Here is a 22857-nt window from a genome sequence, read left to right as displayed (position 1 = left end):
CAATCCCAAGCTGCCCAAGTCGGCCCACGCCAGGTGTTTCCATGGCTGAAGCGGCTGCTTTGCTGGGCATTGCGGCGGTGGAACGCGACACCGGCATCAGCAAAGACAGCCTGCGCATGTGGGAACGGCGCTACCAGTTCCCGCAACCCCAGCGCGACGCGCAGGGTGAGCGCGCCTACCCGCTGGACCAGGTGCAAAAGCTGCGGCTGATCAAACGCCTGCTCGACCTGGGCCACCGCGCCGGGCGACTGGTGCCCACCGACGTCGACAGCCTGCAAGCCCTGCTGGCACAAGCGCAGCAGCAAAGTTTTGGCGCCGCGCCCGCACGCCCTGAGCTGACACCGTTTTTGGACGACTTGCGCGCTCATGACGTCGAAGGCCTGCGGCGCAAGCTGACCCAGGCGCTGCTGCGCTCGGGGGTGGGAGATGGGGTGATATCGCTCATTGCACCGCTGACTACGCAGGTGGGCGAGCTTTGGATGCGCGGCGAGCTACAAGTTTTTGAAGAACACATCTACAGCGAGTCGCTGCAGCTGGTTTTGCGCCAAGCCATTCTGAGCATGCCGCAGCTGGCGCGCCACGAGCGCCCACGCGTGCTGCTGACCACGCTGCCCGACGAGCAACACGGCCTGGGCCTGCTGATGGCCGAGGCCTTGATGGCGCTGGAGGGTTGTGAGTGCCTGTCACTAGGCGTGCAAACCCCCGTGGCCGACATCGTGCTGGCCGCCGCCGCACATCGCGCCGACATCGTCGCTTTAAGCTTTAGCGGCTACCTGGCGCCCAACCAGGTGAGCGAATCCTTGGGCGCCTTGCGTGCACAGCTGCCCACCGCGCTGGAGTTATGGGCCGGCGGCAACAGCGCGGCATTACAAAAGCGCAGCGGTCACGCGCGGCTGTTGCACGTGACCCAACTGACGCAGATCGCCGAGCAGGTGCAGCGCTGGCGAGCCGAGGCCGCAAGCACATGACGGCCTAGCTCGATGCAAGGCGCAAGGCTTGCGGCGGCAGACGCCTTGGCGATCGACTACGATGCCATCCCCAAGCTGCTGCCGTGAATGCGTTGAAAAGAGGCCCGCCATGTTCCCCATAGACACCCTTCTCGCCTACCTGGCCGCCTGCGTGGTGGTGGTGTTATCGCCGGGGCCGGACAACATCCTGGCCATCAGCCGTGGCCTGAGCCAGGGGCGCATGGCAGCGGCGTTGTCGTCCCTGGGCGCGGGCATTGGCATCATGTGCCACGCGCTGGCGGCAGCGTTTGGGCTGTCGCTCATCATCCAGAGCTCGCCGCAGGCGTTCTGGCTGGTGAAGGCCGTGGGCGCGCTCTACCTCCTGTGGCTGGGCTACAAGGCACTGGCGGCGGGTAACCTGATTTCGTTCACACCCTCGGCCCATCTGCCACTGCGCAAGGTGTTCATCACGGGCGTGTTGTCCAATGTGCTGAACCCCAAGCCCGGCCTGTTTGTGCTGGCGTTCCTGCCGCAGTTTGTGCACGCCAGCCGGGGCTCGGTGACGCTGCAGATGCTGGGTTACGGCGCCATCTTCGCGCTGATGACGGCCATCATCTTCACACTCATGGGTGGCTTTGCCTCACGCCTGGCGGGCTGGCTGCAGGCCCGGCCCCGCGTCATCAAGGGCGTGAACATTGGCGCCGGACTGACGTTTATGGCGGCCGGCCTGTCGGTGCTGACCTTGAAGCAGCGCAGCGTTTAAAGCTCAGCCAGCAAGCTGCGCCAGCAGCGCGCCCACACCGGCCAGGGCGGCTTCCTTCACATCCATAGGCGCCTGGCTCTCGGCCAGGTAAGCCGTGACCAGCCAGGGTTTGCCTTGTGGTGGCACAACAAAACCCACGTCGTTGGCGCCCGTTTTGTTGGTGCCGGTTTTCTCACCCACACGCCACTGCGCTGGCAGCCCGGCGCGCAGGCGTTTGCCGCCCGTGGTGTTAGCCTCCAGCCATTGCTGCAGTTGTGTGCGTGAAGCCGGCGACAACGCGCTGCCGAACAACAGCTTCTGCAGCGTGGCGGTCATGGCCTTGGGTGTGGTGGTGTCCAGGGGCTCATTTTTGGCGGGCAGGTTCAGGCTCGGCTCGGTGCGATCGGTGCGCGTCACCTGGTCGCCCAGGCTGCGCAGAAACTGTGTCAGGCGCTTGGGGCCGCCGTAGCTCTGCAAGATCAAATTGGCCGCCGTGTTGTCGCTGGTGGTGATGGTGGCGTGGCACAACTCGGCCAGCGTCATGCCTTCGCCGCCCACGTGTTTTTCGGTGATGGGCGACCAGTCGACCAAGGCGTTTTTCTCGAAGCGTATGCGGCGCTCCAGCGACTCTTGCTTGCGGTCTACGCGCGCCAGCACCAGCGCACTGGCCAAGGTTTTGAAGGAGCTGAGCATCATGAATCGCTCGTCCGCCCGGTAACCATGGCCCTGGCCAGTGGCGGTATCCAGGATATAGACGCCCAAGCGCCCCTGGGCGGTTTTTTCGAGCTGGACGAACCTGGCGTCCAGATCCGTTGCAAGGCTCCTGGCCCAGAGAATTCCTGGGCTCGCCAGCAAGGCCGTGGCAGCTACGCCATAACCGGTAAAAGTACGTCTCGTGAGCATTGTTTTCCTCTGTAAAAGCGCGAATCGTAGTGAGCGACGAGTCTTCTCACAAACGGGAATAATTGCACCCTGCCCCGAGAAAAACTTGGGGCTCAAACAAAACGCAGACCCTATGGACTTGCCCCTCAATGCACTACGCGCCTTTGAAGTCTCGGCGCGGCACCTGAGCTTCACACGTGCCGCTGTTGAACTGCACCTCACACAAACGGCGGTCAGCCAGCACGTCAAAAACCTCGAGGCGCGCCTGGGCGTGCAACTGTTTCGGCGTGTGCCACGTGGCCTGGCGCTGACCGACGAGGGCCAGGCGCTGCTGCCGGTGCTGGTGGAATCGTTCGAACGCATCGCCACCACACTGCAGGTGTTCAAAGGCAAACAAAAACGCGAGGTATTGTCGATTGGCGTGGTCGGCACCTTCGCCGTGGGTTGGCTGCTGCCACGTCTGCGCGACTTTCAAAACCGCCACCCGTTTGTCGAGCTGCGGCTGCTGACCAACAACAACCGCGTGGACCTGGCCGGCGAGGGGCTGGACTTTGCCATTCGTTTTGGCGACGGCAATTGGCATGGCACGGCCGCGTTGCCGCTGATCAACGCCCCGCTCGCGCCGGTGTGTGCCCCGGCTTTGGCCGAGCGCATTCGCCAGCCCAAGGACCTGAGCCGCGAGGTGCTGCTGCGCTCTTACCGCTCGGACGAATGGCCCACCTGGTTTGCCGCCGCCGGCCTGCCTGCACCGCTGGTCAGCGGCCCCATGTTCGACTCGTCGCTGGTGATTGCCGATGCCGCCGCTCAAGGTGCTGGCGTGGCCTTGCTGCCGACCAGGCTGTTCAGCAGCGCGCTGCAGAGCGGCCGGCTGGTGCGCCTGTTTGACGTGGAAGTGCAGGTCGGCCAGTACTGGCTGACACGGCTTGGCACACGCAAACAAAGCGCCACCATGCGCGCATTCAGCGATTGGATTACGGCCAAGGCAGCCGCAGCTTGATGCTATGAATAACGCAGCTGCCGAGGCTTGTTCAGCAAGCCTTAACTGCCAAATTTTTTAAAGACAGATCAGCGTTTTTGCGACTGCTCGTACAGCCCTTGCACCTTGGGCAGGTTGTCTTCCAGCTTGCGGATGCGGTCCGGGCCTTGGGGGTGCGTCGACAAAAAGCCAATGCCGCCAGAGCCACCGGCCTGCGACATCTTCTGCCACAAAGTGACCGATGCACGCGGGTTGAAACCCGCGCGTGCCGCCAACTCCAAACCCACTAAATCGGCTTCGGTTTCATCGCTGCGGCTATAGGTCAGCGTGAGCAACTGGGTGCCCAAGTTGGCCGCCACATCGCCGAGTTGCCCCAGTCCGAGCAACTGCGCACCCAAGGACAAACCCAGCGAGGTGCCGGTGCTTTTGGCCATGCGTTCACGCGCATGTTCACGCAGCGCGTGCGCCATTTCGTGGCCCATGATCATGGCCACCTCGTCGTCGTTGAGCTTGAGCTGGTCCAGGATGCCGGTATAGAACGCAATCTTGCCGCCGGGCATACAAAACGCATTCACCTGTTTGCTGCCTATGAGGTTGACCTCCCAGCGCCATTGCGTCGCGCGCGGGTTCCACTGTGTGGCGAAAGGAATGATGCGCCGCGCAATCCCGCGCAGACGCTGCAGCTGGGGGTTGTTGTCGGATGCCAGGGCCCCCTGGGCGCGCGCCTCGGACAACATTTTGCTGTACTCCTGCTGGGCAGCATCCTCCAGCTTTTCGGCCGAAACGAACTGGCGTGTCCAGGAGGAACTGCCCACATCGACCTGCGCTGCGGCAGGCAACACCGCCGCACCCGCCGCCGCTGCAGCGCCCAGGTGCAGAAACAGGCGCCGCCGCGCCGTAGGTTGCAGACCGGATTGGGATTTAGCTTGGCATAGAAAACACATGGCTAATAATAGTCATCAATCTCTGTGCCACTATGTCAGACAAAGCATCTCTTTCCAAATCCCCCATCTCCTGGCACACGGCATTCAAGGTCTATGGCGAACGCGCCACCCTGCGCATGCTGGCCCTGGGCTTTTCCGCCGGGTTGCCGCTGCTGCTGGTACTGGGCTCCCTGAGTTTCTGGCTGCGCGAGGCGGGTGTTGACCGCTCCACCATAGGCTATCTGAGTTGGGTGGGCCTGGCCTACGCCTTCAAATGGGTCTGGGCACCGCTGGTCGACCGGGTGCCGCTGCCGGGCTTGACGCGCTGGCTGGGCCGCCGGCGCAGCTGGCTGCTGCTGTCGCAACTGGGCATTGCCGCCGGGCTGGCCGGCATGGCCGTCACCGATCCCAGCGTGGCACTGAAACCCATGGTGTGGTGTGCGCTGGCGGTGGCGTTTTGCTCGGCCACACAGGACATTGCGCTGGATGCCTACCGTATTGAATCGGCCGACGTGGACCGCCAGGCCGCGCTGGCCGCGGCCTACCAAACCGGCTACCGACTGGCCATGATCTGGGCCGGCGCCGGTGTGCTGTGGATTGCCGCACGCGCCGAGGTGGCCAATGCCGCCACCTACCAGGCCGGGGCCTGGCAAACCGCCTACCTGGTGATGGCGGCCAGCATGCTGAGCGGCATCGTCACGGTGCTGGTTTCGACCGAACCACAGCCCGCACCACGGGCGCCGGCACGCAACGCCGCCGAATGGCTGCAAACTGCGCTGTTCGACCCGTTTGCCGACTTCTTCCGGCGCTACAAGATGCAGGCGGTGTTGATCCTGGCATTGATCGCCACCTACCGCATCAGTGACGTGGTCATGGGCATCATGGCCAACCCGTTTTATGTGGACATGGGCTATACCAAGGACGAAGTCGCCGCCGTCACCAAGGTGTTTGGTGTGGTGATGACCTTGGTGGGCACCTTCATTGGCGGCGTGTTGTCCATGCGCTTGGGCGTGATGCGGGTGTTGATGCTGGGCGCCGTGCTCAGCGCCGCCAGCAACCTGCTGTTCGCCTGGCTGGGTGGCCATGGCCACGATGTGCAGGCGCTGGTGCTGGTGGTATCGGCTGACAACCTGGCCGGCGGCATAGCGTCGGCGGCCTTTATTGCCTATCTCTCCAGCCTGACGAGCATCAGCTACACCGCCACCCAGTACGCCTTGTTCAGCTCGGTGATGCTGCTGTTGCCCAAATGGCTGGCCGGCTTTTCCGGCGTGGCGGTTGACCACTATGGCTACGCAAGCTTCTTCACCGGCACGGCCCTGCTGGGTGTGCCGGTGCTGCTGTTGATAACACTCGCCGGGCGCTTGGCGCCCGCGCCATCCGCGGCCCTGCCGGAGTCCGCCAGCAAGTCGATTGCCTCGTAGAACACGCTGGCCCTGCCCAGGTTTACCTATCTTTACGGAGGGGACAAACCACGGCGCCACGCGCCAGGGAATATCGCTCATCCCATATTCCCAAGTCCGGGATGGCCCCCAAAAGCCATCGCCAAGACTAAACTGATCCCATGAGCGCACAACTTCTGATGATTGAAGACGACACCCGCCTCTCCCACATGGTGGGTGAGTACCTGGGTTTGTCGGGCTACACCGTGACCGAATGTGCCACCGCGCAGGCGGGCCTGTCACACCTGGAAGAGCCACCGACCGGCCAACGTCCGGATCTGGTGATCCTCGACCTGATGCTGCCCGATATGGACGGTCTGGAGGTCTGCCGCCGCATCCGCGCCGCCGAGGGTGAGCTGGCGCGTATTCCGGTGCTGATGCTCACCGCCAAGGGCGACCCGCTGGACCGCATCATCGGCCTGGAACTTGGTGCCGATGATTACCTGCCCAAACCCTTTGAGCCACGCGAACTGCTGGCCCGTATCCGCGCCGTGTTGCGCCGCCGTGTTGAAGGTGCGCCAGCCAATGCCAAGCTGCTGCGCTTCGGCTCGCTGGAAATCGACCGCGACGCGCGCGCGGTTTCGGTCGCCGGCCAGCCCGCCGATCTCACCGCCTACCAGTTCGACCTGCTGGTCACGCTGGCCGAGCGTGCCGGTCGGGTGTTGTCGCGCGATCAAATCATGGAAGCCGTGCGTGGCCGCGAACTCGAAGCCTTTGACCGCTCCATCGACGTGCACATGGGCCGCATCCGCGCCGCCATCGAGGCCGACCCGAAGAATCCCAAACGTATCGTCACGGTGCGTGGTGCGGGCTACGTCTTCGCCAAGCAGCAAGACTAGGGCTGCGGATCGCCATGCCCAAACCGTCTGAGGGCCACGCCGCCCTGCCCGCGGTACTGCAACGTTTGTATGTACGCATCTGGCTGGCAGTGCTGCTGGCCGTGGCGGTGTTGACCATTCTGGTGGGCTGGGCCTGGCGCGCTGCCACGGACCCTCCGTTGCGCGACCTGGTGGTGCGCAACGATGCCGGGCAAATCATAGGCCAGGGCATTTCGCGCCGGGGCCACAACCCGGAGGACGAAGGCCAGGAAACCGCCGACGCCACACCGGTGCCGCGTCATCCGGATCAGCCCAATACGGACAGCGAAGACGAAAACCGCGCCCCGGCACACGGCGCCAGCCGCCTGCTGCCGCCCATAGACCCCGATCTGCCGCCGCCCCCGCCGGCCTACACCCGTGGCCCCGAATTCGTGGTGCGCATGGCCGACGGCCAGCATCTGCTGGTGCACCTGCCGCGGCCCCCGCGCGCGCAATGGAATCGGCCGCCGTTCGGCTTTTTCTGGATGCTGGGCCTGGTGGGCGTGGCCATGGCCTTGGCCATGTACCCCATCATCCGGCGGCTGACGCGGCGGCTCGAATCGCTGCAGCGCAGCGTGGACCAATGGGGCCAGGGCGATTTGTCGGCGCGTGTGCCGATCAAGGGCAACGACGAAGCCGGGCTGCTGGCACAACGCTTCAACGACGCCGCAGACCGCGTGGAAAGCCTGGTCAAGTCGCAAAAGTCTCTGCTGGCCAACGCCTCGCACGAGTTGCGCTCGCCGCTGGCGCGTATCCGCATGGGGCTGGAGTTGATGGGCGACGCCTCATCGGCACCGAAAACCGAGATCAAGCGCAACATCGCCGAACTCGACGAGCTGATCGAAGAGATTTTGCTCGCCAGCCGGCTCGATGCCCACGAGAGCGACCTCGGCACGGTCGAAGAAGTCGACATGATTGGCCTGGTGGCCGAGGAGTGCGCGCGCACCGGCGCAGGCTTTGTGACCGGCGCCCATCCCGACCCTGAGGCCGAAGTCGGCCTCGACACGGAAGACAGCGATGGCCACCCCGTCATCGTGCACGGCGTCACCAAGCTGTTGCGCCGCGCGGTGCGCAACCTGCTGGAAAACGCGCGCCGCTACACCACCGGCCCCGTGACCGCGACGCTGCAACCCGCTGGCGACAGCGCTGTGCTGCGCGTGTTCGACCGCGGCCCAGGTGTGCCACCCGAGCTGTGTGCCCGCATCTTCGAACCGTTTTACCGCTTGCCCGGCGCCAGCGAGCGTGACGGTGGCGTAGGCCTGGGACTGGCGTTGGTCAAATCCATCGCCGAGCGCCACGGCGGCAGTGTGCGCTGCGAAGGCCGCGAGGGCGGCGGCGCCTGCTTCGTCATCGAACTGCCGCGCCAAGCCGCCTGATCGCGGCTGGCGGGAGAGCGCGAACAGAGCCGCAACAGCCTGGTCAGGCCACGGCCGCAGGCAGGGCGCTCAACGCGGCATCGAAGTCACAGTCGGCCACCAGTTCCGCCACGCGTTTCAAGGGGTGTGCCAGAGGGGTGCCGGCGGCCAGCATTTGCAGTTCGTCGACCACCGTTGCCGCCTCCATGTCGCCCTCGGTCAGCAACAGTGCCAGCTTGGCCAGACTTTGCTGCAGCACAACGCTGTCTACCGGTGCAACAGCCACCATCGATGTGGGCGCTGCGGGCACACTGGCTTCGGCAGCTTGCAGCGCGTCCAGCCCGGCCATCACCGTGGCCAGTTCGCTCAAGGTGCTGGCCAGCAAACGTTTAATGGTGTCATCATCGGCCCCCGCTGCACACGCCTGCTCAAGTTGCCCCGCAGCCGCGGCCACCGCTTTGGCACCAATGGTGCCGGCCGTGCCTTTGAGTGTGTGTGCCGCGCGCGTGGCGGCGCTGGCATCTGTGGCAACACGCGCCTGCGCAAACAACTGGTCAAAAGCGCCCTGGGTGTCGTGGAATTTGCCGAGCAAACGCCGGTACAGCTTTTCGCTGTCCATGACGGCGGCCATGCCGGCGTGCAGGTCAATGCCCGGCAAGCCCAGGGCGAAAGCGCCGGCAAGGCCACCGGCCACGGCGTCAGAAGACGCTAGCTTCTGCGGCGCTGCAGCACCAAGGGCGCGGCTACCGGTCTTGGCCAATACCCGCTTGGGCTGTATCCATTGGGCCAGGGTGGTAAACATCTGCGCCACGTTCAAGGGCTTGGCAATGTGGTCCTGCATGCCCGCCTCCAGCACCTTCTCACGGTCACCGGCCATGGCATTGGCGGTCATGGCGATGACGGGCAAGGCATCGTAGCGCGCCATCTTGCGGATCTCGCGGGTGGCGGTGTAACCGTCCATCACCGGCATCTGGCAGTCCATCAGCACGCCGTCAAACTCAATCGCGGCCGTGGCCAGCGCATCCAGGGCCTCCTGGCCGTGGTTGGCCACCACCACCTCCATGCCGGCGTTGCGCAACAACTCCGTGGCCAGTTCCTGGTTCATGTCATTGTCTTCCACCAGCAGCACACGCGCACCAACCAGCCGGGCCATGGCCGAGGCGGCGGTGTCGGCCCGGCTTTCGGCACGTGTCTCCACCACAACCCCTTTGCCCAGAGATTCCCCCACAGCCTCCAGCAAGGTGGACGAAGTGATGGGCTTGGTGAGTACCGTGGACAGCGCCAGGCCGCGCTGGGCAGCGGCACTGAGGGCATCGTCGCGGCCATAAGCCGTGACCATGATCACATTCGGCGTATGTGTCAGCTCCTCGGTGTGCAATTTCTGTAGGGTGGTCACCCCGTCCATCTCGGGCATCTTCCAATCCATCAACACCAGGTCGTAGGGCAAGGACTTTTGGTCGGCCTCGCGCACCATGCGCAACGCATAGGCACCGGTGTCGGCGGCATCCACGGCCAAGCCGAACGAGCCGGCCATGGTGGACAGGATTTCGCGTGCAGACGCGTTGTCGTCGACCACCAGCACGCGCAGGCCCGCGAGTTCGTCGGCACGGAACATACGCCTGGCCTGGGGTGCGTCCTGCACGCCAAATCGCGCATGGAAATGAAACGTCGACCCCTTGCCGGGAGTGCTCTCGACCCAGATCCGCCCGTGCATCAGTTCAACCAGCGTCTTGGAGATCGCCAAGCCCAAACCGGTGCCGCCATACTTTCGGGTGGTCGAGGCATCGGCCTGGCTGAAGCTCTGGAACATCCTGCCGCACTGCTCCTGCGTCATGCCTATGCCGGTGTCCTGCACCCAGAAATGCAGGTCCACACCCTCGCTGTCTTCACCGGCCTTCTCAATGCCTATGATGATTTCGCCTTTTTCGGTGAACTTGACGGCGTTGTTGCCCAGGTTGAGCAACACCTGTCCCAGGCGCAGCGGATCACCACGCAAGGCCGTGGGCACGTTCGCCGCCGCATTGAACAGCAGCTCAAGCCCCTTGTCTTCGGACTTGAAACTCAGCAGATTGGCCAGGTTGTCCATCACATCTTCGAGACGGAAATCGATGCTCTCCATGCTCAGCTTGCCGGCCTCTATCTTGGAGAAGTCGAGGATGTCGTTGATGATGCCCAGCAGGTTCTCGCCCGAGCGGTGCACCTTCTCAATGTAGTTGCGCTGCTTCTTGTCCAGCTGCGTTTGCAGCGCCAGATGGCTCATGCCTATGATGGCATTCATGGGCGTGCGGATCTCGTGGCTCATATTGGCCAAGAAGTCGCTCTTGGCGTGGGTCGCCTCCAAGGCCAATTCGCGTGCCTGCCGGATATCGTCTTCTGTTTTTCTCTGCTGCGTGATGTCCTGGTAGGCCCCGTACATGAACAACAGCTTGGCGGTCGCCTCGTCGTGCACCATCTTGCCCACGGCATGCACCCAGACCACCTCGCCATCGACGGGACGCTTATAGGCGTAAATCGAGTCGTACATCTCGTACTTGCCGTCGACCGCGCCCTGGTAGCGTTCCACCGCGGTTTTCGCCGCTTCCGGATTGGCGGCCTGCAGGCGTTCAAGCCATTCGCTGTCGAGTTTGTAGCGCCCATCGGCTTTGATAGGCTCACCCAGCAGGCGTGCTGCACGCTCCGATTGGTAGTAATGGCCCGGGTCGTTGTAGTCCACATACCAGTAGCCGCTGCCGGTCAGCTCCAGTGCAATATCGCTGAGGAAGTTGATGCGCTGAATCTCCGACTCCATGCGCCTACGCTCCGTCACGTCGTAGACCCAACTGACCAATTGGCTTGTGCCTTCATGCACCATGCGGTTGGCACTGATCAGCACCGAGCGCACCGCACCGTCCTCGCGCAGCAACTCGGCTTCATAGTCTTTGACAACCCCGTCCTGCAGCAACAGCTCGACAAACTGCTGACGGTTTTCCGGGTGCTTCCACAACGAGGCGACATTGCGCGCCAGCAATGCATCCACCGTCAGCCCCATCAGCTTGGACATCTGCAAGTTGGCAAAGGCGGTGACACCGGTTTCGGAATTGATGGTCACCCCCACGGGGCTGTTCTGCAGGATTTGCTGCAGCCGCTCGCGCTCTTCGGCAACCGCGTGCTCGGCCGCCTTGCGCTCGGAAATATCCTCCATCATCCAGATGGCCGCACGCTGGTAACCGGCCACCTGAACCGACTGGCCCGATATGGCCGCCATGAAGTCGGCGCCATCCTTGCGCGCAAAACGCCATTCGGCGGCAAACACGTTTCCCGCCCCCAAGACAGGCCCGGCCATACGGCCAAACGTCAGATAGGCCTCCTCGGAGGCATGGATGCAGGCGGCCGGTTGCCCGACCAGTTCTTCCAGCGTATAGCCGAGTTGGTCGGCGACCCGCTGGTTGGCGCGCACGATCACACCATCGGCGGTGTAGATGATGCCGTTGGGCGCATTGCGGAAAATGGTTTCCTGCTCGCTCAGCAGCTTCGCGATCTCCTGCTCCTGCTTCTTGCGCTCGGTGATGTCGCGCACCGAGGCAAACAGGCTGGTCTCTCGCCCCTCCACCGCGGGCAGCAACGCCAGCCCGACTTCGAGCGCAAACTCCGAGCCATCCTTGCGCCGCCCCAACAGCGCGTGTTTGGCATCGTCCAGCTTGAGCGCGGTGTCGCTTGCCAGAAAATGATCCCGCAGGTCGACGCGGCCATGCGGCTGCGCCACGGGCACCAGCAGATCAATCGGCTGCCCCATCAGCTCCGCTTCGGCATAAGCAAAAATCTCGCACAGGCGCGGGTTGACCATGGTGATCTGCCCCTGGCGGTTGGCCACCAGCAAGCCATCGGGCGAGGCCTCGATGATGGCCCGGAACCAGGCCTCGGTCGATTGGATGGCGTTCTTCTGCGCCTCCAGCTCCACGGCCTGTTGTTCCAGCGTGGCTGCTTGCTGCTGCATCGCCTGGGCCTGGCCGCGGGTTTCCTCCAGCAGCCGCTGGGTGCGCAGGCTGCGCTCGAGGATTTCCAGGTTCATGGCGACTATGGGCAACAAACCTTCGAGCAGGGATTGGGCGCGCTCATCCATGGGCTCAAACGAGGCGATCTCCAGCACCCCCAACAGCCGACCGCTGCGCAGCAAGGGCAGCACGGTGATCACCGCCGGCGCAGCCTTGCCCAGACCCGAGCTGATGTGCAGGTAACCGGGCGGCACATCGGTCAGCACGATGGGGTTACGCTCCAGCGCACACTGCCCCACCAGGCCTTCGCCGAGCGCAAAGCGTGGGGTGAGCTTCGGGTCTTCACGCATGGCGTAGCTTCCCAGCTGACGCAGCTGACGCGTCTCTTCCTCGAAGAGGTAGAAGGCGCCGTGCCCCACATGGGCCAGCGGCGCCAGTTTGTGGAAGAGTATTTGCGACAGCTCGGAAAAGTCCATTGCCGCTTGCAGGGCGTTGGCAATGTCGGCTTGATGGCTCTTGACCCAGCCCAGGCCTTGCGTCGACAGTGCACCGGCCTGCAACACCTGGATGGCCTTCGCCATGTCGCCAATTTCGTTGTTGTAATCGGTGTGCGGCACCACCACACCCAGGTTTCCTTGCGCCAATTGCTGGACCGCGTGTTCAACCGCCGCCGAAGGCCGGCGTATCGACCTGGCAATCAGCAGGCTGACGGCCACCGTCACCAGCAGCCCCAGCGCCAGCAGCCAGACCGCGCGCTGAATCGCTTCAGCCATGTTGGCCACCGAATTCTTGGCCCACAGTTTGGCATCTTGTTCCATGCCATTCGCCACTTCGTCCAGCGCTTTGTTGGCCCTCTGCCCGGGCGCACGAAACTGCTGCGACGCCAAATACGCTGAGACCTCGGACTCTTCGCCACGTGCCATCATGGCCATTGCGTTGTGATGGTTGACCATCCAGCTGGCGTACTCGGTTTCAAACACCTCGAGCAGCTTGCGGTTCTGCTCGGTCAGGATACGGCCACGCAACTCTTCAATCCCCCGCATCACCTGGGCATCGGCATCGCGTACGGTTTGCAGTGCGCCATCGCGCGCACTTCCCGGCCCGGCCAGCGCCGCCTGGCGGATTTCACGGCCGATCAGCATGAACTGGATCTGCGCGTTTTTGGTGTTGGAGATGCCCAACAACTGGTTCTGGAAAAGGACCTCGATCTCGTGCGCCACCAAACGCTGCGCCGACAGGCCGGTCAGACCTATTGCCGCCGTAACGCCCAGCAAAACCAGCACCACCAGGGTGAGTTTGGTCTGCAGTGTGCGGCGCTCCAGCGCGCCGGTGAAAACGTTCATGTCTCGGCCTTTTCGGTATTCGGACCGCTGGTGACGGCATGGCCCCCCGGCCCGTGGCGCCGCAGGCTATCCAGCTGGCTGGTCAGCAGTTGCACCAGATCATCCATTTGGTGTGCCGCCTCCACCCCCGGGCGTTCGCGTAGCCCCAACTCGAGCACACCCACCAGGCGGCCCGCAGCCAGCAGCGGCCGCAGCGACAACACCGCGGCACGCGCACCACCCAGGCCTGAGCGCAGGTTCCACACACCTTCGGGCGGGGTATCGATCAGTTGCGCCCGGCCATCGGCGGCACACTGCCCCAACAGCCCCTCCCCCATGGCGATGTAGGGCGGCGGCATGTCGGCACAGGCACTGAAACCTGCGAGCCACAGGCCGGGCGCGGCCGGTTCCAGCGGCTCTACCCAAGAGGCTTGGGTGACATACAGCACACCCTGCACCGCCCCCACCAGTTCGCGGGCCTGACGGAAGAAAACCAGAGACAAGGCTTCAAGACTGCCAGCGGCCTGCATCTGCAGCGACAACTCACCCAGGCTTTGGCGAAAATCTGCGCGTTGCTGTTGTTGTTCAGCATGGCGCTGCAACTGCGCTGCAGCCGTGCGCTCCGCTCTGCGGCTGTGCAGGATTTGCACCAACATGCGCGCCAACACCAGCGCGAGCGCGCCAGCCAGCAACGCGCGGGTGGCGCTGTCGTCCCAAGTAATGGTGCGCGACAAATCCTCCAGCACCACCAGCGTCCAGGGGCCCGACGGGTCGTTCCAATCCACCTGTGCCGCCGCCAGCGCATAACGCTTGCCGTCCAGAGATTTAAAGCCTGCCGTCAAGTCCAGCGCCAACAGGGCCGGTGCCTGCTTGTCAAACTGATCGCCGAACTGTTTGAGTTCGCGGATCGCCTGCAGCCTCTGCGGCGTGGCCTGTCCCGTCAGTTGCCCGATCCACTCCGGCCGGCTGGCCGCAAACACAATACCCTGCGGCGACAACAGCATGGCGGCGTCGAACTTGCTGGTCAGCAGTTGATCCACACGCGCCAGCGAGGTGCGCGCGACCACAGCTCCGGTCCCAAACGACTCACGCACCTGATTGAAGAACACCGGCGCCGAGTAGAACAGCGAGCGTTCACCACGCACCAGGCTGACCGCCGCATAAATGCTCGTCTGCCCCTTCATCGCCAATTGGACATAGGGGCGAAAACCGACTTCTGTGCCGGTCATGAGCGGGCCAGCCTTTTCCCACGATGAGGCCACCTTGCCATCGCGCCCTACGACGAACACCCCGTCGGCGTTGTAGGCCTGCCCCACCGTGGCCAGCACCGGTACCACGGCCTCGTCCCAGCCGGGCACCCATTTATCGGCCTCTGCCTTGATGTTGCCGTCCAGCAAACCCAGCAGTGCAACCGCCCCCATCAAGCTGCCATTCAAGGTAGCCGACATCAGCTCCACACTGCTGCGCCGCGACTCGGTTTGCAGCAGGTCCAGGCGCTGGTATGCGCGCAAGCGCTGATCGCTCCACCACACCACACTGGCCACCAGGCAGGCAAACACCAGCACCAGCGTCCAGAGCGTTCGCGGACGCTGCAACATGCGGGTCAGGCTAGCCGATGGCTGCACGCCCGCTCACCCTCGGATGAGCTTCAAGGTTTCAGCTTTTTCGGCCAGCTCACCGTCACTGTCGGCAAAGGTGAGTGCGATCTGCTGAAACTGGTCAGCCACGGCGACAAAGGCGTCCACCATGTCCGGGTCGAAATGGCTGCCACGCCCCTGGGTGATCACGGCCACCGCACTGTCATGCGACATGCCCTCCTTGTAGACGCGGCGACTGATGAGCGCGTCGTACACATCGGCCACGGCCATCAGCCGGGCGGAGATCGGAATCTGGTCACCCGCCAAACCCTCGGGATAACCGCTGCCATCCCACTTTTCCTGGTGGCCGTAGGCGATTTCCTTGGCGTATCGCAGAAAAGCCACCTCCGTCCCCAGGCTGGCTTCCGCGTGCTGAATGGCATCCCGGCCAAGCCGGCAATGGGTCTTCATGATTTCGAATTCGTGCGGTTCGAAGCGCCCCGGCTTAAGCAAGATCCGATCCGGAATGCCCACCTTGCCGATGTCGTGCAAGGGGGCCGACTTGTACAGCATGTCAATCGTCTGCTCGTTCAGGTAGGCCTCGAAACGCGGGTGCTGGCGCAGTTGCGTGGCCAGCAAGCGGATGTAATGCTGGGTGCGCCGAATATGGTTGCCGGTGTCGCTGTCCCGGGTTTCCGCCAGCGAGGCCATGGCGAGGATGGTGACGTCCTGGATGGCGGCAAGTTCGCGCCCGCGCCGCTGCACTTCGGTCTCCAGGTATTCGTTCTTGTCGCGCAAGAAATCCGCTGCGGCCTTCACCTGCAACTGCGTGCCCACACGTGCCAACACAATCGGCGGATTCATGGGCTTGGTGATGAAGTCCACGGCCCCGAGTTCCAGGCCCTTTTTTTCTTCCTCGGTGTTGTTCAGCGCCGTCAGGAAGATGACCGGGATGTGCCGCGTGGCGGGGTCCTGCTTGAGCTGGGCACAGACCTCGTAACCCGACATCTCGGGCATCATGATGTCCAGCAGAATCAGGTCCGGCTGCGGCTGTGCATGCGCCATGGCCAAGGCCTTCATGCCGCTGTTGGCAATCTTCACCTTGTAGAGCTCTTTGAGCAGCTCCGACACCAGCAAGAGGTTGTCGAGCGTGTCGTCAACCACCAAAACGATAGGCTTTTGAGAACTGCTCGGTAAATTACTCAAGTGTTTGCCCGGTTGCAAGAACGTTGAACAACATCCGGTAAGAGCCTGAACAGACCGTAGACAAGCTCCACGAAACCTTTCGCACCTGTAAACGAGTATGTATCAGAGAGCAAGCACTTGTCCATCATGGCCGAACCTGCCCAACGCCATTCCATCCTCAAGCGAGCGCCCCGGTACACACATGCCGCGCTTGCCCGGATACTCGATGCCTGTTCAACAAAGGCTTTGACATGGAAAAATCGGTCCTCTCGCTGGCGCTTGCATTGGCTGCAGCCCGCCGTTCGCATACCGCCGTGGACGCCGCAGGCTGGGAAGTGGCCGTGCCCGACATCGGCACTGCCTACGCCGTACAAGACGCCGTAGCCGCCACGCTGGGCTGGTTCCCCGGCCCGGCACCAACACACTGGAAGGGCGGCGCACCCAACACCGGCAGCCCCGCCAGCTATGCGCCGCTGCCGTCTGAGGGAGTGCAGACCTCGCCCGCCGTCCGCCCATGGAGCGGCCACTTCCTACACACCTTCGAAGCCGAAGTGGCCGTGCGTGTGGGCACCAGCCTCAGTGCCACGCAAGCCGCCAGCATCAGTGTGGCCAACCTGGCCGACGTACTCGACGGCATGGCCGTGTCGATTGAACTGGTGGACAGCCGCTGGCAACAAGGCACGGACGTGGCGCCCCTGCTGCGCACCGCCGACATGCAAGTGCACGGCGCGCTGACGCTGGGCGCGTGGCAAGCCTTCACCGCGCGCAGCGCAAGCGATTGGGCGGCGCAAACCTGCGAGGTCTATGTCGATGGCAAACCCCATGGCGACCAGCGCAGCTACACCGGCTCACACCCCACAGGCGACCCGCTGTGGGTGGTGCCGCTATGGCTGCGCCATGTGGCCGAGCGCCACGGCACGGTGCCCGCCGGCAGCATTCTCACCACCGGCAGTTGGTGTGGCCTGCTCAGGCTCAGCGCGCCGGGCACGGTGCGCACGGTGTTCCCGGGCATTGGCGAAGCCAGTCTCACGCTGAACTGAAGCCCTGGTGTCTATGGAATCCCTGCGGGGCGGACGGCTTTGCACGGGCCGTCACGCCGGGGGAAAACGCGCTCCCTAGAATGAATTGACCTCATCCCATTCACCCGCAGGAGACACCCGCATGCCCTATTCCGCCGCCGCCAACCGTTATGACACCATGGCCTACCGCCGCAGCGGGCAAAGCGGGCTCAAACTACCGGCCATCACGCTAGGCCTGTGGCATAACTTCGGCGACGCCACCCCTTTCGAGAGCCAGCGCGCCATGCTGCGCACGGCGTTTGACCTGGGCATTACACATTTCGATCTGGCCAACAACTACGGCCCCACCGCTGGCGCGGCCGAGATCAACTTCGGCGAACACCTGCGCCGCGATTTCCGGCCCTACCGCGACGAGTTGCTGATCTCCACCAAGGCCGGTTATGACATGTGGCCCGGCCCTTACGGCAGCGGCGGCTCGCGCAAGTACGTGCTGTCCAGCCTGGACCAAAGCCTGAAGCGCATGGGGCTGGACTACGTTGACATCTTCTACTCGCACCGCTTCGACCCCGAAACCCCGCTGGAAGAAACCATGGGTGCACTGGCCACGGCCGTGAAGCAGGGCAAAGCCCTTTATGTGGGACTCTCCAGCTACTCCGCCGGCAAAACCCGCGAAGCCACGGCGCTGCTGCGCGACATGGGTGTGCCCTGCCTGATCCACCAGCCCTCGTACAACATGCTCAACCGCTGGGTCGAAGAGGAACTGCTGGACACGCTGGAAAGCACCGGCGTCGGCTGCATCGCCTTCAGCGCCTTGGCCCAGGGCCTGCTGACCACCAAATACCTGAATGGTGTGCCGGCCGATGCACGCATCAACCGCGCCGGCGGCGGCACCTTCAAGCAGGACCATTTGGCAGCAGAAAACATCGCCCGCGTCAAAGCGCTGAACGACATCGCCGCTGAACGCGGCCAAAGCCTGGCGCAGATGGCCGTGGCCTGGGTGCTGCGCGACCCGCGCGTCACCTCCGCGCTGATCGGCGCCAGCCGCCCCGAACAGATCACCGAACTGGTGGGTGCGCTCAAGCAAAGCGTGTTCTCGGCCGAAGAACTGACGGCCATAGACAAACATGCGGTGGACGGCGGACTCAACCTGTGGGCGCGCTCTTCAACAGCCTGAGCGGGGAAAAAATGACTCGAAAACTACGTCTGGCCTTGCTGGCCGCTGCACTTTTCATGAGCGGCTTGGCACATGCCGAGATCGACACCAAAGTCGCAGAAGAGCTGATGCACAAGGCCGGCCTCTGGGACCAGCTTGGGCAGATGGGGGCCCAGGCCGAGGCTGGATTCGCACAGCGGCTGAAGCAGTCGGATTCCACGGCGACGAGTTCGGAAGCCCAACGCGCGTCCGCCGCCATGGGGCGGGCTTTCGGGCCCGAGTTGTTGCGCGCGACCAGCACCAAGGTGCTCGCGCAAAACTTGAAGCCCGAGCAGGTGGCCACATTGCTGCGCTGGTTTGACTCGCCTCAGGGCCAGGCCGTACGCCAGGCGGAAGTCGATGCCGCCAAGAAGATCGTCAGTCCCGACGCCAGCATGCGCGAAGGCCGCGTGTTGTTCGACGCCTTGCCGGATGCCCGAAAGGCCTTGTTGGTACGCATGGTGCAAGCCACCCGATCCGCCGAGTTCATGCTGGAGACCTCGGGCAACATCGCCATCGCCATGATGCAGGGCGCACGTTTGGTGCAACCCGAAAGCGCGGCCGTCACCGAAAGTGAAATACGCGCCCAACTCGCGGCCCAACGCCCGCAGATGCTCACGCTTTATGCGGCGTTCTCCATCGCCTCCTTTGCCACCATGTACCAGGACATCCCTATGGAGACCTTGCAAGCCTACGCCGATTTTCTGGAATCCGAGGTAGGCCGGCACTTCAACGATGTCACGCTGCAGGCGGTCAACGCTGCTTTTATCCAGGGCGCCAAGGACCTGGGCCAACGGCTGCCCGGCACCAAGGACGCCTCCAATGTCTGACACCCGAGCATGGCGCCCTCGCGCCCTGCTCGCTCAGGACAAAAGCATCACTTCGCTGCCGCCACCACGGGTGCAGCGTCGAGCAGCGTCACAACGTCTTCCTTCTTTTCTGAACTGAAGCCCATTTGTGCGGTGACGGCGATCTTGCCGTCTTTGCCCTGCACGGCGCTGAACGAGGCGATGCCCATGGCACGCTCAAACAAGGCGGTTTTCTGGCCGCTGCCGAGGTCCGCCGCCACCACCTGCGTCAGGCCGCCTTCCTGCGACACCAGGATGGGCCGGCCTTCCGCATTGAACCAATTGATACGCCAGAAGTAATGCGTCATGTTGGGCGCGCCGTTGGCCTGGAACAGGCTCTCGTACGAATCCATGCGCTGGCATTCGGCCATCATGAAGTTGCGCTGGCGGCAGGCGCTCATGATCTGCACCTGTTTGTCTTCGATCGCGATGTTGATCGGCACCAGCTTGCGGTTGTCGATGTTGAGCAGCGCGTAATCGTCCTTGCGTGTCATGCCCAAGGTGCTGCCCAGCGCCTTGACGCTGCCGATCAGCGCGCCCAGGCTGTTGTTCGCCCCGGCCTGCTGTTCCGGGTTGCGCTCCAGCAGCAGGTAGCCGGTGCCCGAAACGTTGCCGCTTTGCAGCGACGCGATGGAGAAAGCTTCTGGCGCGGCAAACGAGGTCATGCCCTTGCCCGGCACGTAGCGGTAGCCGGTGTTGTCGCGCGCTACGATAAAGCCGCGCGCCAGGGGAATCAGGCGCTGGCCGGAGAACTTCTTGCCGCTGGCGGACACCACGCTCCACATGCCGCCGCGCGACTCGGCCTTGGCGATCTCGATCGGTTCGGCGCCGCTGGCGGCGCGGCCGCTCTTGAGCACGAACTGGCCCGCGCCGGTTTGCGCCAGGTAGGTGAAGTCACCCGTGCTGGCATCAAATCCGTAAGACGTGATGCGGCCCTCGGGGTCGAGGTAACGTGCACCGTCAATCGCGAATCCGTCGCGGAAACGCTCGAAGCTCACGCCTTGTGTCAATGCCGGCCACTTGTCGAACAACGCAGCAATGTCAGCTTCTCCCGGTGCCGCCGCACTGGCGGGCGGCGGCACCGCAGGCTGAGGCACTGAAGCCGCAGACACCGCCAGCGGCAGCACGGCCGCAGCAGGCAGCTTGTGGACGCCAACACTTGCCGCCGCGTCCGCTGCCACGGACTCGTCACCAGACTTGCCGGTGACGAACCAGTTCAACAACTTCACACGCTGCTCTGGTGTCAATGGTGTGGCGCCGCTGCCATCGACCGCGCCGGCCTGTCCCGGGCGCCCTTTCAACTCTTCTTGCGACTGCAGGAACTTGTTCATCATGAACACTCGCTGCTCCGGCGTCAGGAAGTCCAGCGGGTGGGCCGCGTGGGCCAGGGCGGAAAGACTCAGGGAAGCGGCGAGCGCGTAAAGCTTGAAGGCGCGACCAACGGTCAAAGGCATGGAAAAAAGCTCCGTGAATGAAGGACTGACAAATCCGATCTACGGGCATTCGACGGCGCCAAAAACAAAGCCCGCAGCCATATGGCAACGGGCTCCTGTGCGTGTGTATGGGCGCCTTGCGCCCATGCAGCCCCGCTACCGTGGATGCGCAGGCTGGCCTGGCATCTTTAGGTGGTGGCTTTGCGTCGCCTCTTTTCAGAGGGTATGCCCAGTGTTGATGGTAACGCTGTTGTTACAAGTTTCGCAGCACGGCGTAATTGACGCATCAATCAACGCCGCGAGCGCGAAAAAATGCACAGCTTTGTGCTCAGTCCAGGATCACTGAAATCGCCTCGGTCGCGGCCAACGAAGACAAACCCGAGTCCTGCGCTTCGTTGTCCCGCGAGGCCGCACGCGCGCTGGCCAGCAGTTCGCGTTTGGTGTCCATGATGTGCCGCTCCAGCAACTCCACCACCGCCGGTACATCACGCGCACGGCATGCCGCCACCAAGGCGCGGTGGTCGGCCTGCGGGTGATCTTTGCCCGTGGCCACCGACATCGCCACATGGGTGTAGCGGTCGGTGTTCAAGCAATATTCCTCGATCAGGCGGCGTAGCCGGCGATTGTTCGCCGGAGCCGACAAGGCCAGGTGGAAGCGGCGGTTGTATTCGGCCCATTCGGAGACATCGGTCGAGGCCTGGTAGGCGTCCAGGATCTGGTCCATGGCCTCGAAGTCGCGCTCCACCATATTCGGTACGGCCAGCTTGGCGGCATGGCATTCCAGCGCCACACGGATGTCGAGCAACTCGCAGATCTGCTCCACCGTCATGCGTGCCACGGTGACACCACGGTTTTGCTGGTGGACCACCAAACCTTCGAATTCAAGCTGGCGCAAAGCCTCGCGCACGGGGATGCGGCTGGCGCCAAAACGCGCGGCCAAGGTGTCTTGCCGCAAGGCCGTGCCGCCTGGCAGCACGCCGCTGAGGATTTCCGCGCGCAACACGCTACGGATGGTTTGGTGTACGGGCTGCTGCCCTTTGGTAATCGCCATGCTGCACCTTATCACCGGAACGTGTCATCTCAGTTCATGGATGGCACATCCAAGTCGTTCATTGGATTCGGTATTGACTTCGTGTGGTGACTGCTCATTATAATTGGATCCAATTTTGTAATCATTGGATTCAAAGATACAAAATTTGGCTACTAATTTCATCAACTTGGATATTTTTTGCCGGAGAATTTCATGAAAGCTCGCCTTCGTCCCGTGCTTCTGTCGCTGCCGCTGCTGTTCGCGCTCAGCACCCTCGCGCCTGTGGCCCACGCCCAGGAAACCGTCTCCATGGGTGCCGTGTTGTCGTTGACCGGTTCGAACGCCACCGTGGGCGAAGACGTGCGCCGTGCCGTCGCGCTGGCCGTGGAACACGTCAACGCCAAGGGCGGCGTGCTCGGCAAGAAGTTCAACGTCATCGTCGAAGACTCCGGCGGCAACGCCACCACCGCGCTCAACGCCGCGCGCAAGCTGGTCAGTGTGGACAAGGTGCCCGTCGTCATTGGTGAATACTCGTCCGGCATCACCCTGCCCATGGCCCAATACCTGGTGAAGGAAGGTGTGGCACACATCAACATCGCCAGCACCAGCGTGAAGATCCGCGACCTGGGTGCGACCTCGTTCAACCTCATCGGCCTGGAAAACCTGGGCAACAAGTTCTCCGCCGCCGACACCTGGGCCCTGGGTTACCGCAAGGTCGCCATGCTGGCGCCGAACAACGCCTACGGCCAAGGCGTGGTGCACGGCTTCAAGGAAGAGTTTGAAAAGCTCGGCGGCAAGATCGTCACCGAGCTGCTCTACACCCAGGGCCAATCGACCTACCGCCGCGAGCTGCAGCAGATGGCGCGCAGCGAACCCGACGCCTACATCTACTCGGCCTACGGCCAGGAATCGGCCGTGGTCAACCGCGAAGCCATGGAACTGGGCCTGCGCGCCAAACCCTGGTACGCCATCCTGATCAGCATGAGCCTGTCCGACACGCCGGCCGACATCGCCAAGGGCCAGCTCGGCATGGAGGTCGGCAGCGTCTACGGCGAAGCCGGCAAGGCCTACGCCGATGCCTTCGCCGCCAAATACAAGGAAGGCATGAAAACCTCGTACACCGGCTACGCCTATGACGCCGTACTGATGACCGCCGCCG

General features: G+C 63.5%; 17 protein-coding genes and 1 riboswitch. Of the genes, 10 read left to right on the top strand and 7 right to left on the bottom strand.

The window, feature by feature from the left end:
* Nucleotides 1-41: 41 nt before the first annotated feature.
* Entirely contained in the window at nt 42-968 is a 927-nt protein-coding gene (locus ACFQ95_RS22645) for a MerR family transcriptional regulator (RefSeq protein ID WP_422834713.1), read from the top strand.
* A 109-nt stretch (nt 969-1077) separates the two neighbouring features.
* Nucleotides 1078-1710: a LysE family translocator gene (locus ACFQ95_RS22640; protein WP_422834711.1), complete on the top strand. Its 633-nt coding sequence runs from the start codon at nt 1078-1080 to the stop codon at nt 1708-1710.
* 3 nt (nt 1711-1713) lie between these two features.
* Here ACFQ95_RS22640 and bla read toward each other — a convergent pair whose 3' ends face one another.
* On the bottom strand, nt 1714-2592 hold the full coding sequence (gene bla / locus ACFQ95_RS22635) for a class A beta-lactamase (RefSeq protein ID WP_422834709.1): 879 nt from the start codon (nt 2590-2592) through the stop codon (nt 1714-1716).
* Between the two features lie 112 nt (nt 2593-2704).
* Here bla and ACFQ95_RS22630 point away from each other — a divergent pair, with 112 nt between their 5' ends.
* Entirely contained in the window at nt 2705-3568 is an 864-nt protein-coding gene (locus ACFQ95_RS22630; protein ID WP_422834707.1) for a LysR substrate-binding domain-containing protein, read from the top strand.
* Between the two features lie 68 nt (nt 3569-3636).
* On the opposite strand, the gene ACFQ95_RS22625 is transcribed toward ACFQ95_RS22630, so the two are convergent.
* Nucleotides 3637-4491 (bottom strand): M48 family metallopeptidase, encoded by an 855-nt coding sequence (locus ACFQ95_RS22625; RefSeq protein WP_422834705.1) that lies wholly within the window; start codon nt 4489-4491, stop codon nt 3637-3639.
* A 32-nt stretch (nt 4492-4523) separates the two neighbouring features.
* Here ACFQ95_RS22625 and ACFQ95_RS22620 point away from each other — a divergent pair, with 32 nt between their 5' ends.
* The 3 genes from ACFQ95_RS22620 to ACFQ95_RS22610 all read left to right on the top strand — a co-directional run bounded on the left by ACFQ95_RS22620 (nt 4524) and on the right by ACFQ95_RS22610 (nt 8142).
* Nucleotides 4524-5891 carry an AmpG family muropeptide MFS transporter gene (locus ACFQ95_RS22620; RefSeq protein ID WP_422834703.1) on the top strand — a complete coding sequence of 456 codons (1368 nt, stop codon included), beginning with the start codon at nt 4524-4526 and terminating at the stop codon, nt 5889-5891.
* A gap of 140 nt (nt 5892-6031) precedes the next feature.
* Nucleotides 6032-6748 (top strand): response regulator, encoded by a 717-nt coding sequence (locus tag ACFQ95_RS22615; RefSeq protein ID WP_422834701.1) that lies wholly within the window; start codon nt 6032-6034, stop codon nt 6746-6748.
* A gap of 14 nt (nt 6749-6762) precedes the next feature.
* A complete protein-coding gene (locus ACFQ95_RS22610) occupies nt 6763-8142 on the top strand; it encodes a sensor histidine kinase (RefSeq protein ID WP_422834699.1) in 1380 nt (459 codons plus the stop codon).
* Between the two features lie 43 nt (nt 8143-8185).
* On the opposite strand, the gene ACFQ95_RS22605 is transcribed toward ACFQ95_RS22610, so the two are convergent.
* From ACFQ95_RS22605 to ACFQ95_RS22595, 3 genes are read right to left on the bottom strand one after another with little or no spacing between them, the layout of a single operon-like run.
* Nucleotides 8186-13435, bottom strand: a complete 5250-nt coding sequence (locus tag ACFQ95_RS22605; RefSeq protein WP_422834697.1) for a PAS domain S-box protein — start codon at nt 13433-13435, stop codon at nt 8186-8188.
* On the bottom strand, nt 13432-15012 hold the full coding sequence (locus tag ACFQ95_RS22600; RefSeq protein ID WP_422834695.1) for a GAF domain-containing protein: 1581 nt from the start codon (nt 15010-15012) through the stop codon (nt 13432-13434). Before ACFQ95_RS22600 ends, ACFQ95_RS22605 begins: the two co-directional genes overlap by 4 nt.
* A gap of 33 nt (nt 15013-15045) precedes the next feature.
* Nucleotides 15046-16197 carry a response regulator gene (locus tag ACFQ95_RS22595; protein WP_422834693.1) on the bottom strand — a complete coding sequence of 384 codons (1152 nt, stop codon included), beginning with the start codon at nt 16195-16197 and terminating at the stop codon, nt 15046-15048.
* Between the two features lie 230 nt (nt 16198-16427).
* On the opposite strand from ACFQ95_RS22595, the gene ACFQ95_RS22590 reads away from it, so the two are divergent.
* The 3 genes from ACFQ95_RS22590 to ACFQ95_RS22580 all read left to right on the top strand — a co-directional run bounded on the left by ACFQ95_RS22590 (nt 16428) and on the right by ACFQ95_RS22580 (nt 19217).
* Entirely contained in the window at nt 16428-17216 is a 789-nt protein-coding gene (locus tag ACFQ95_RS22590) for a fumarylacetoacetate hydrolase family protein (RefSeq protein ID WP_422834691.1), read from the top strand.
* A gap of 121 nt (nt 17217-17337) precedes the next feature.
* Nucleotides 17338-18369 (top strand): L-glyceraldehyde 3-phosphate reductase, encoded by a 1032-nt coding sequence (gene mgrA, locus ACFQ95_RS22585; RefSeq protein WP_422834689.1) that lies wholly within the window; start codon nt 17338-17340, stop codon nt 18367-18369.
* An 11-nt stretch (nt 18370-18380) separates the two neighbouring features.
* Nucleotides 18381-19217 carry a hypothetical protein gene (locus tag ACFQ95_RS22580; protein ID WP_422834687.1) on the top strand — a complete coding sequence of 279 codons (837 nt, stop codon included), beginning with the start codon at nt 18381-18383 and terminating at the stop codon, nt 19215-19217.
* Nucleotides 19218-19264: 47 nt separating this feature from the next.
* On the opposite strand, the gene ACFQ95_RS22575 is transcribed toward ACFQ95_RS22580, so the two are convergent.
* Both ACFQ95_RS22575 and ACFQ95_RS22570 read right to left on the bottom strand, forming a co-directional pair.
* Nucleotides 19265-20689 carry a hypothetical protein gene (locus ACFQ95_RS22575; protein ID WP_422834685.1) on the bottom strand — a complete coding sequence of 475 codons (1425 nt, stop codon included), beginning with the start codon at nt 20687-20689 and terminating at the stop codon, nt 19265-19267.
* 122 nt (nt 20690-20811) lie between these two features.
* Nucleotides 20812-20908, bottom strand: a riboswitch (cyclic di-GMP riboswitch).
* Nucleotides 20909-20996: 88 nt separating this feature from the next.
* Nucleotides 20997-21719, bottom strand: coding sequence for a GntR family transcriptional regulator (locus ACFQ95_RS22570; protein WP_422834683.1), 723 nt, complete (start codon nt 21717-21719; stop codon nt 20997-20999).
* A 192-nt stretch (nt 21720-21911) separates the two neighbouring features.
* Between ACFQ95_RS22570 and ACFQ95_RS22565 the strand changes: the two genes are divergently transcribed.
* Nucleotides 21912-22857: ABC transporter substrate-binding protein (locus ACFQ95_RS22565; RefSeq protein ID WP_422834681.1), on the top strand; the 946-nt coding region annotated here is incomplete at its 3' end.

The organism is Variovorax sp. HJSM1_2 (assembly GCF_049316285.1).
Taxonomy (GTDB): Bacteria; Pseudomonadota; Gammaproteobacteria; order Burkholderiales; family Burkholderiaceae_C; genus Rhodoferax_B.
Note: the sequence above shows the minus strand (reverse complement) of the source record. Positions and strands in the feature narration are given on the sequence as shown.

What these genes read in the sequence shown, in the direction of transcription:
- ACFQ95_RS22645 (WP_422834713.1), top strand. Translation starts at nt 42, where the DNA reads ATGGCTGAAGCGGCTGCTTTGCTGGGCATTGCGGCGGTGGAACGCGAC.
- ACFQ95_RS22640 (WP_422834711.1), top strand. Translation starts at nt 1,078, where the DNA reads ATGTTCCCCATAGACACCCTTCTCGCCTACCTGGCCGCCTGCGTGGTG.
- bla (WP_422834709.1), bottom strand. Translation starts at nt 2,592, where the DNA reads ATGCTCACGAGACGTACTTTTACCGGTTATGGCGTAGCTGCCACGGCC.
- ACFQ95_RS22630 (WP_422834707.1), top strand. Translation starts at nt 2,705, where the DNA reads ATGGACTTGCCCCTCAATGCACTACGCGCCTTTGAAGTCTCGGCGCGG.
- ACFQ95_RS22625 (WP_422834705.1), bottom strand. Translation starts at nt 4,491, where the DNA reads ATGTGTTTTCTATGCCAAGCTAAATCCCAATCCGGTCTGCAACCTACG.
- ACFQ95_RS22620 (WP_422834703.1), top strand. Translation starts at nt 4,524, where the DNA reads ATGTCAGACAAAGCATCTCTTTCCAAATCCCCCATCTCCTGGCACACG.
- ACFQ95_RS22615 (WP_422834701.1), top strand. Translation starts at nt 6,032, where the DNA reads ATGAGCGCACAACTTCTGATGATTGAAGACGACACCCGCCTCTCCCAC.
- ACFQ95_RS22610 (WP_422834699.1), top strand. Translation starts at nt 6,763, where the DNA reads ATGCCCAAACCGTCTGAGGGCCACGCCGCCCTGCCCGCGGTACTGCAA.
- ACFQ95_RS22605 (WP_422834697.1), bottom strand. Translation starts at nt 13,435, where the DNA reads ATGAACGTTTTCACCGGCGCGCTGGAGCGCCGCACACTGCAGACCAAA.
- ACFQ95_RS22600 (WP_422834695.1), bottom strand. Translation starts at nt 15,012, where the DNA reads ATGTTGCAGCGTCCGCGAACGCTCTGGACGCTGGTGCTGGTGTTTGCC.
- ACFQ95_RS22590 (WP_422834691.1), top strand. Translation starts at nt 16,428, where the DNA reads ATGGAAAAATCGGTCCTCTCGCTGGCGCTTGCATTGGCTGCAGCCCGC.
- mgrA (WP_422834689.1), top strand. Translation starts at nt 17,338, where the DNA reads ATGCCCTATTCCGCCGCCGCCAACCGTTATGACACCATGGCCTACCGC.
- ACFQ95_RS22580 (WP_422834687.1), top strand. Translation starts at nt 18,381, where the DNA reads ATGACTCGAAAACTACGTCTGGCCTTGCTGGCCGCTGCACTTTTCATG.
- ACFQ95_RS22575 (WP_422834685.1), bottom strand. Translation starts at nt 20,689, where the DNA reads ATGCCTTTGACCGTTGGTCGCGCCTTCAAGCTTTACGCGCTCGCCGCT.
- ACFQ95_RS22570 (WP_422834683.1), bottom strand. Translation starts at nt 21,719, where the DNA reads ATGGCGATTACCAAAGGGCAGCAGCCCGTACACCAAACCATCCGTAGC.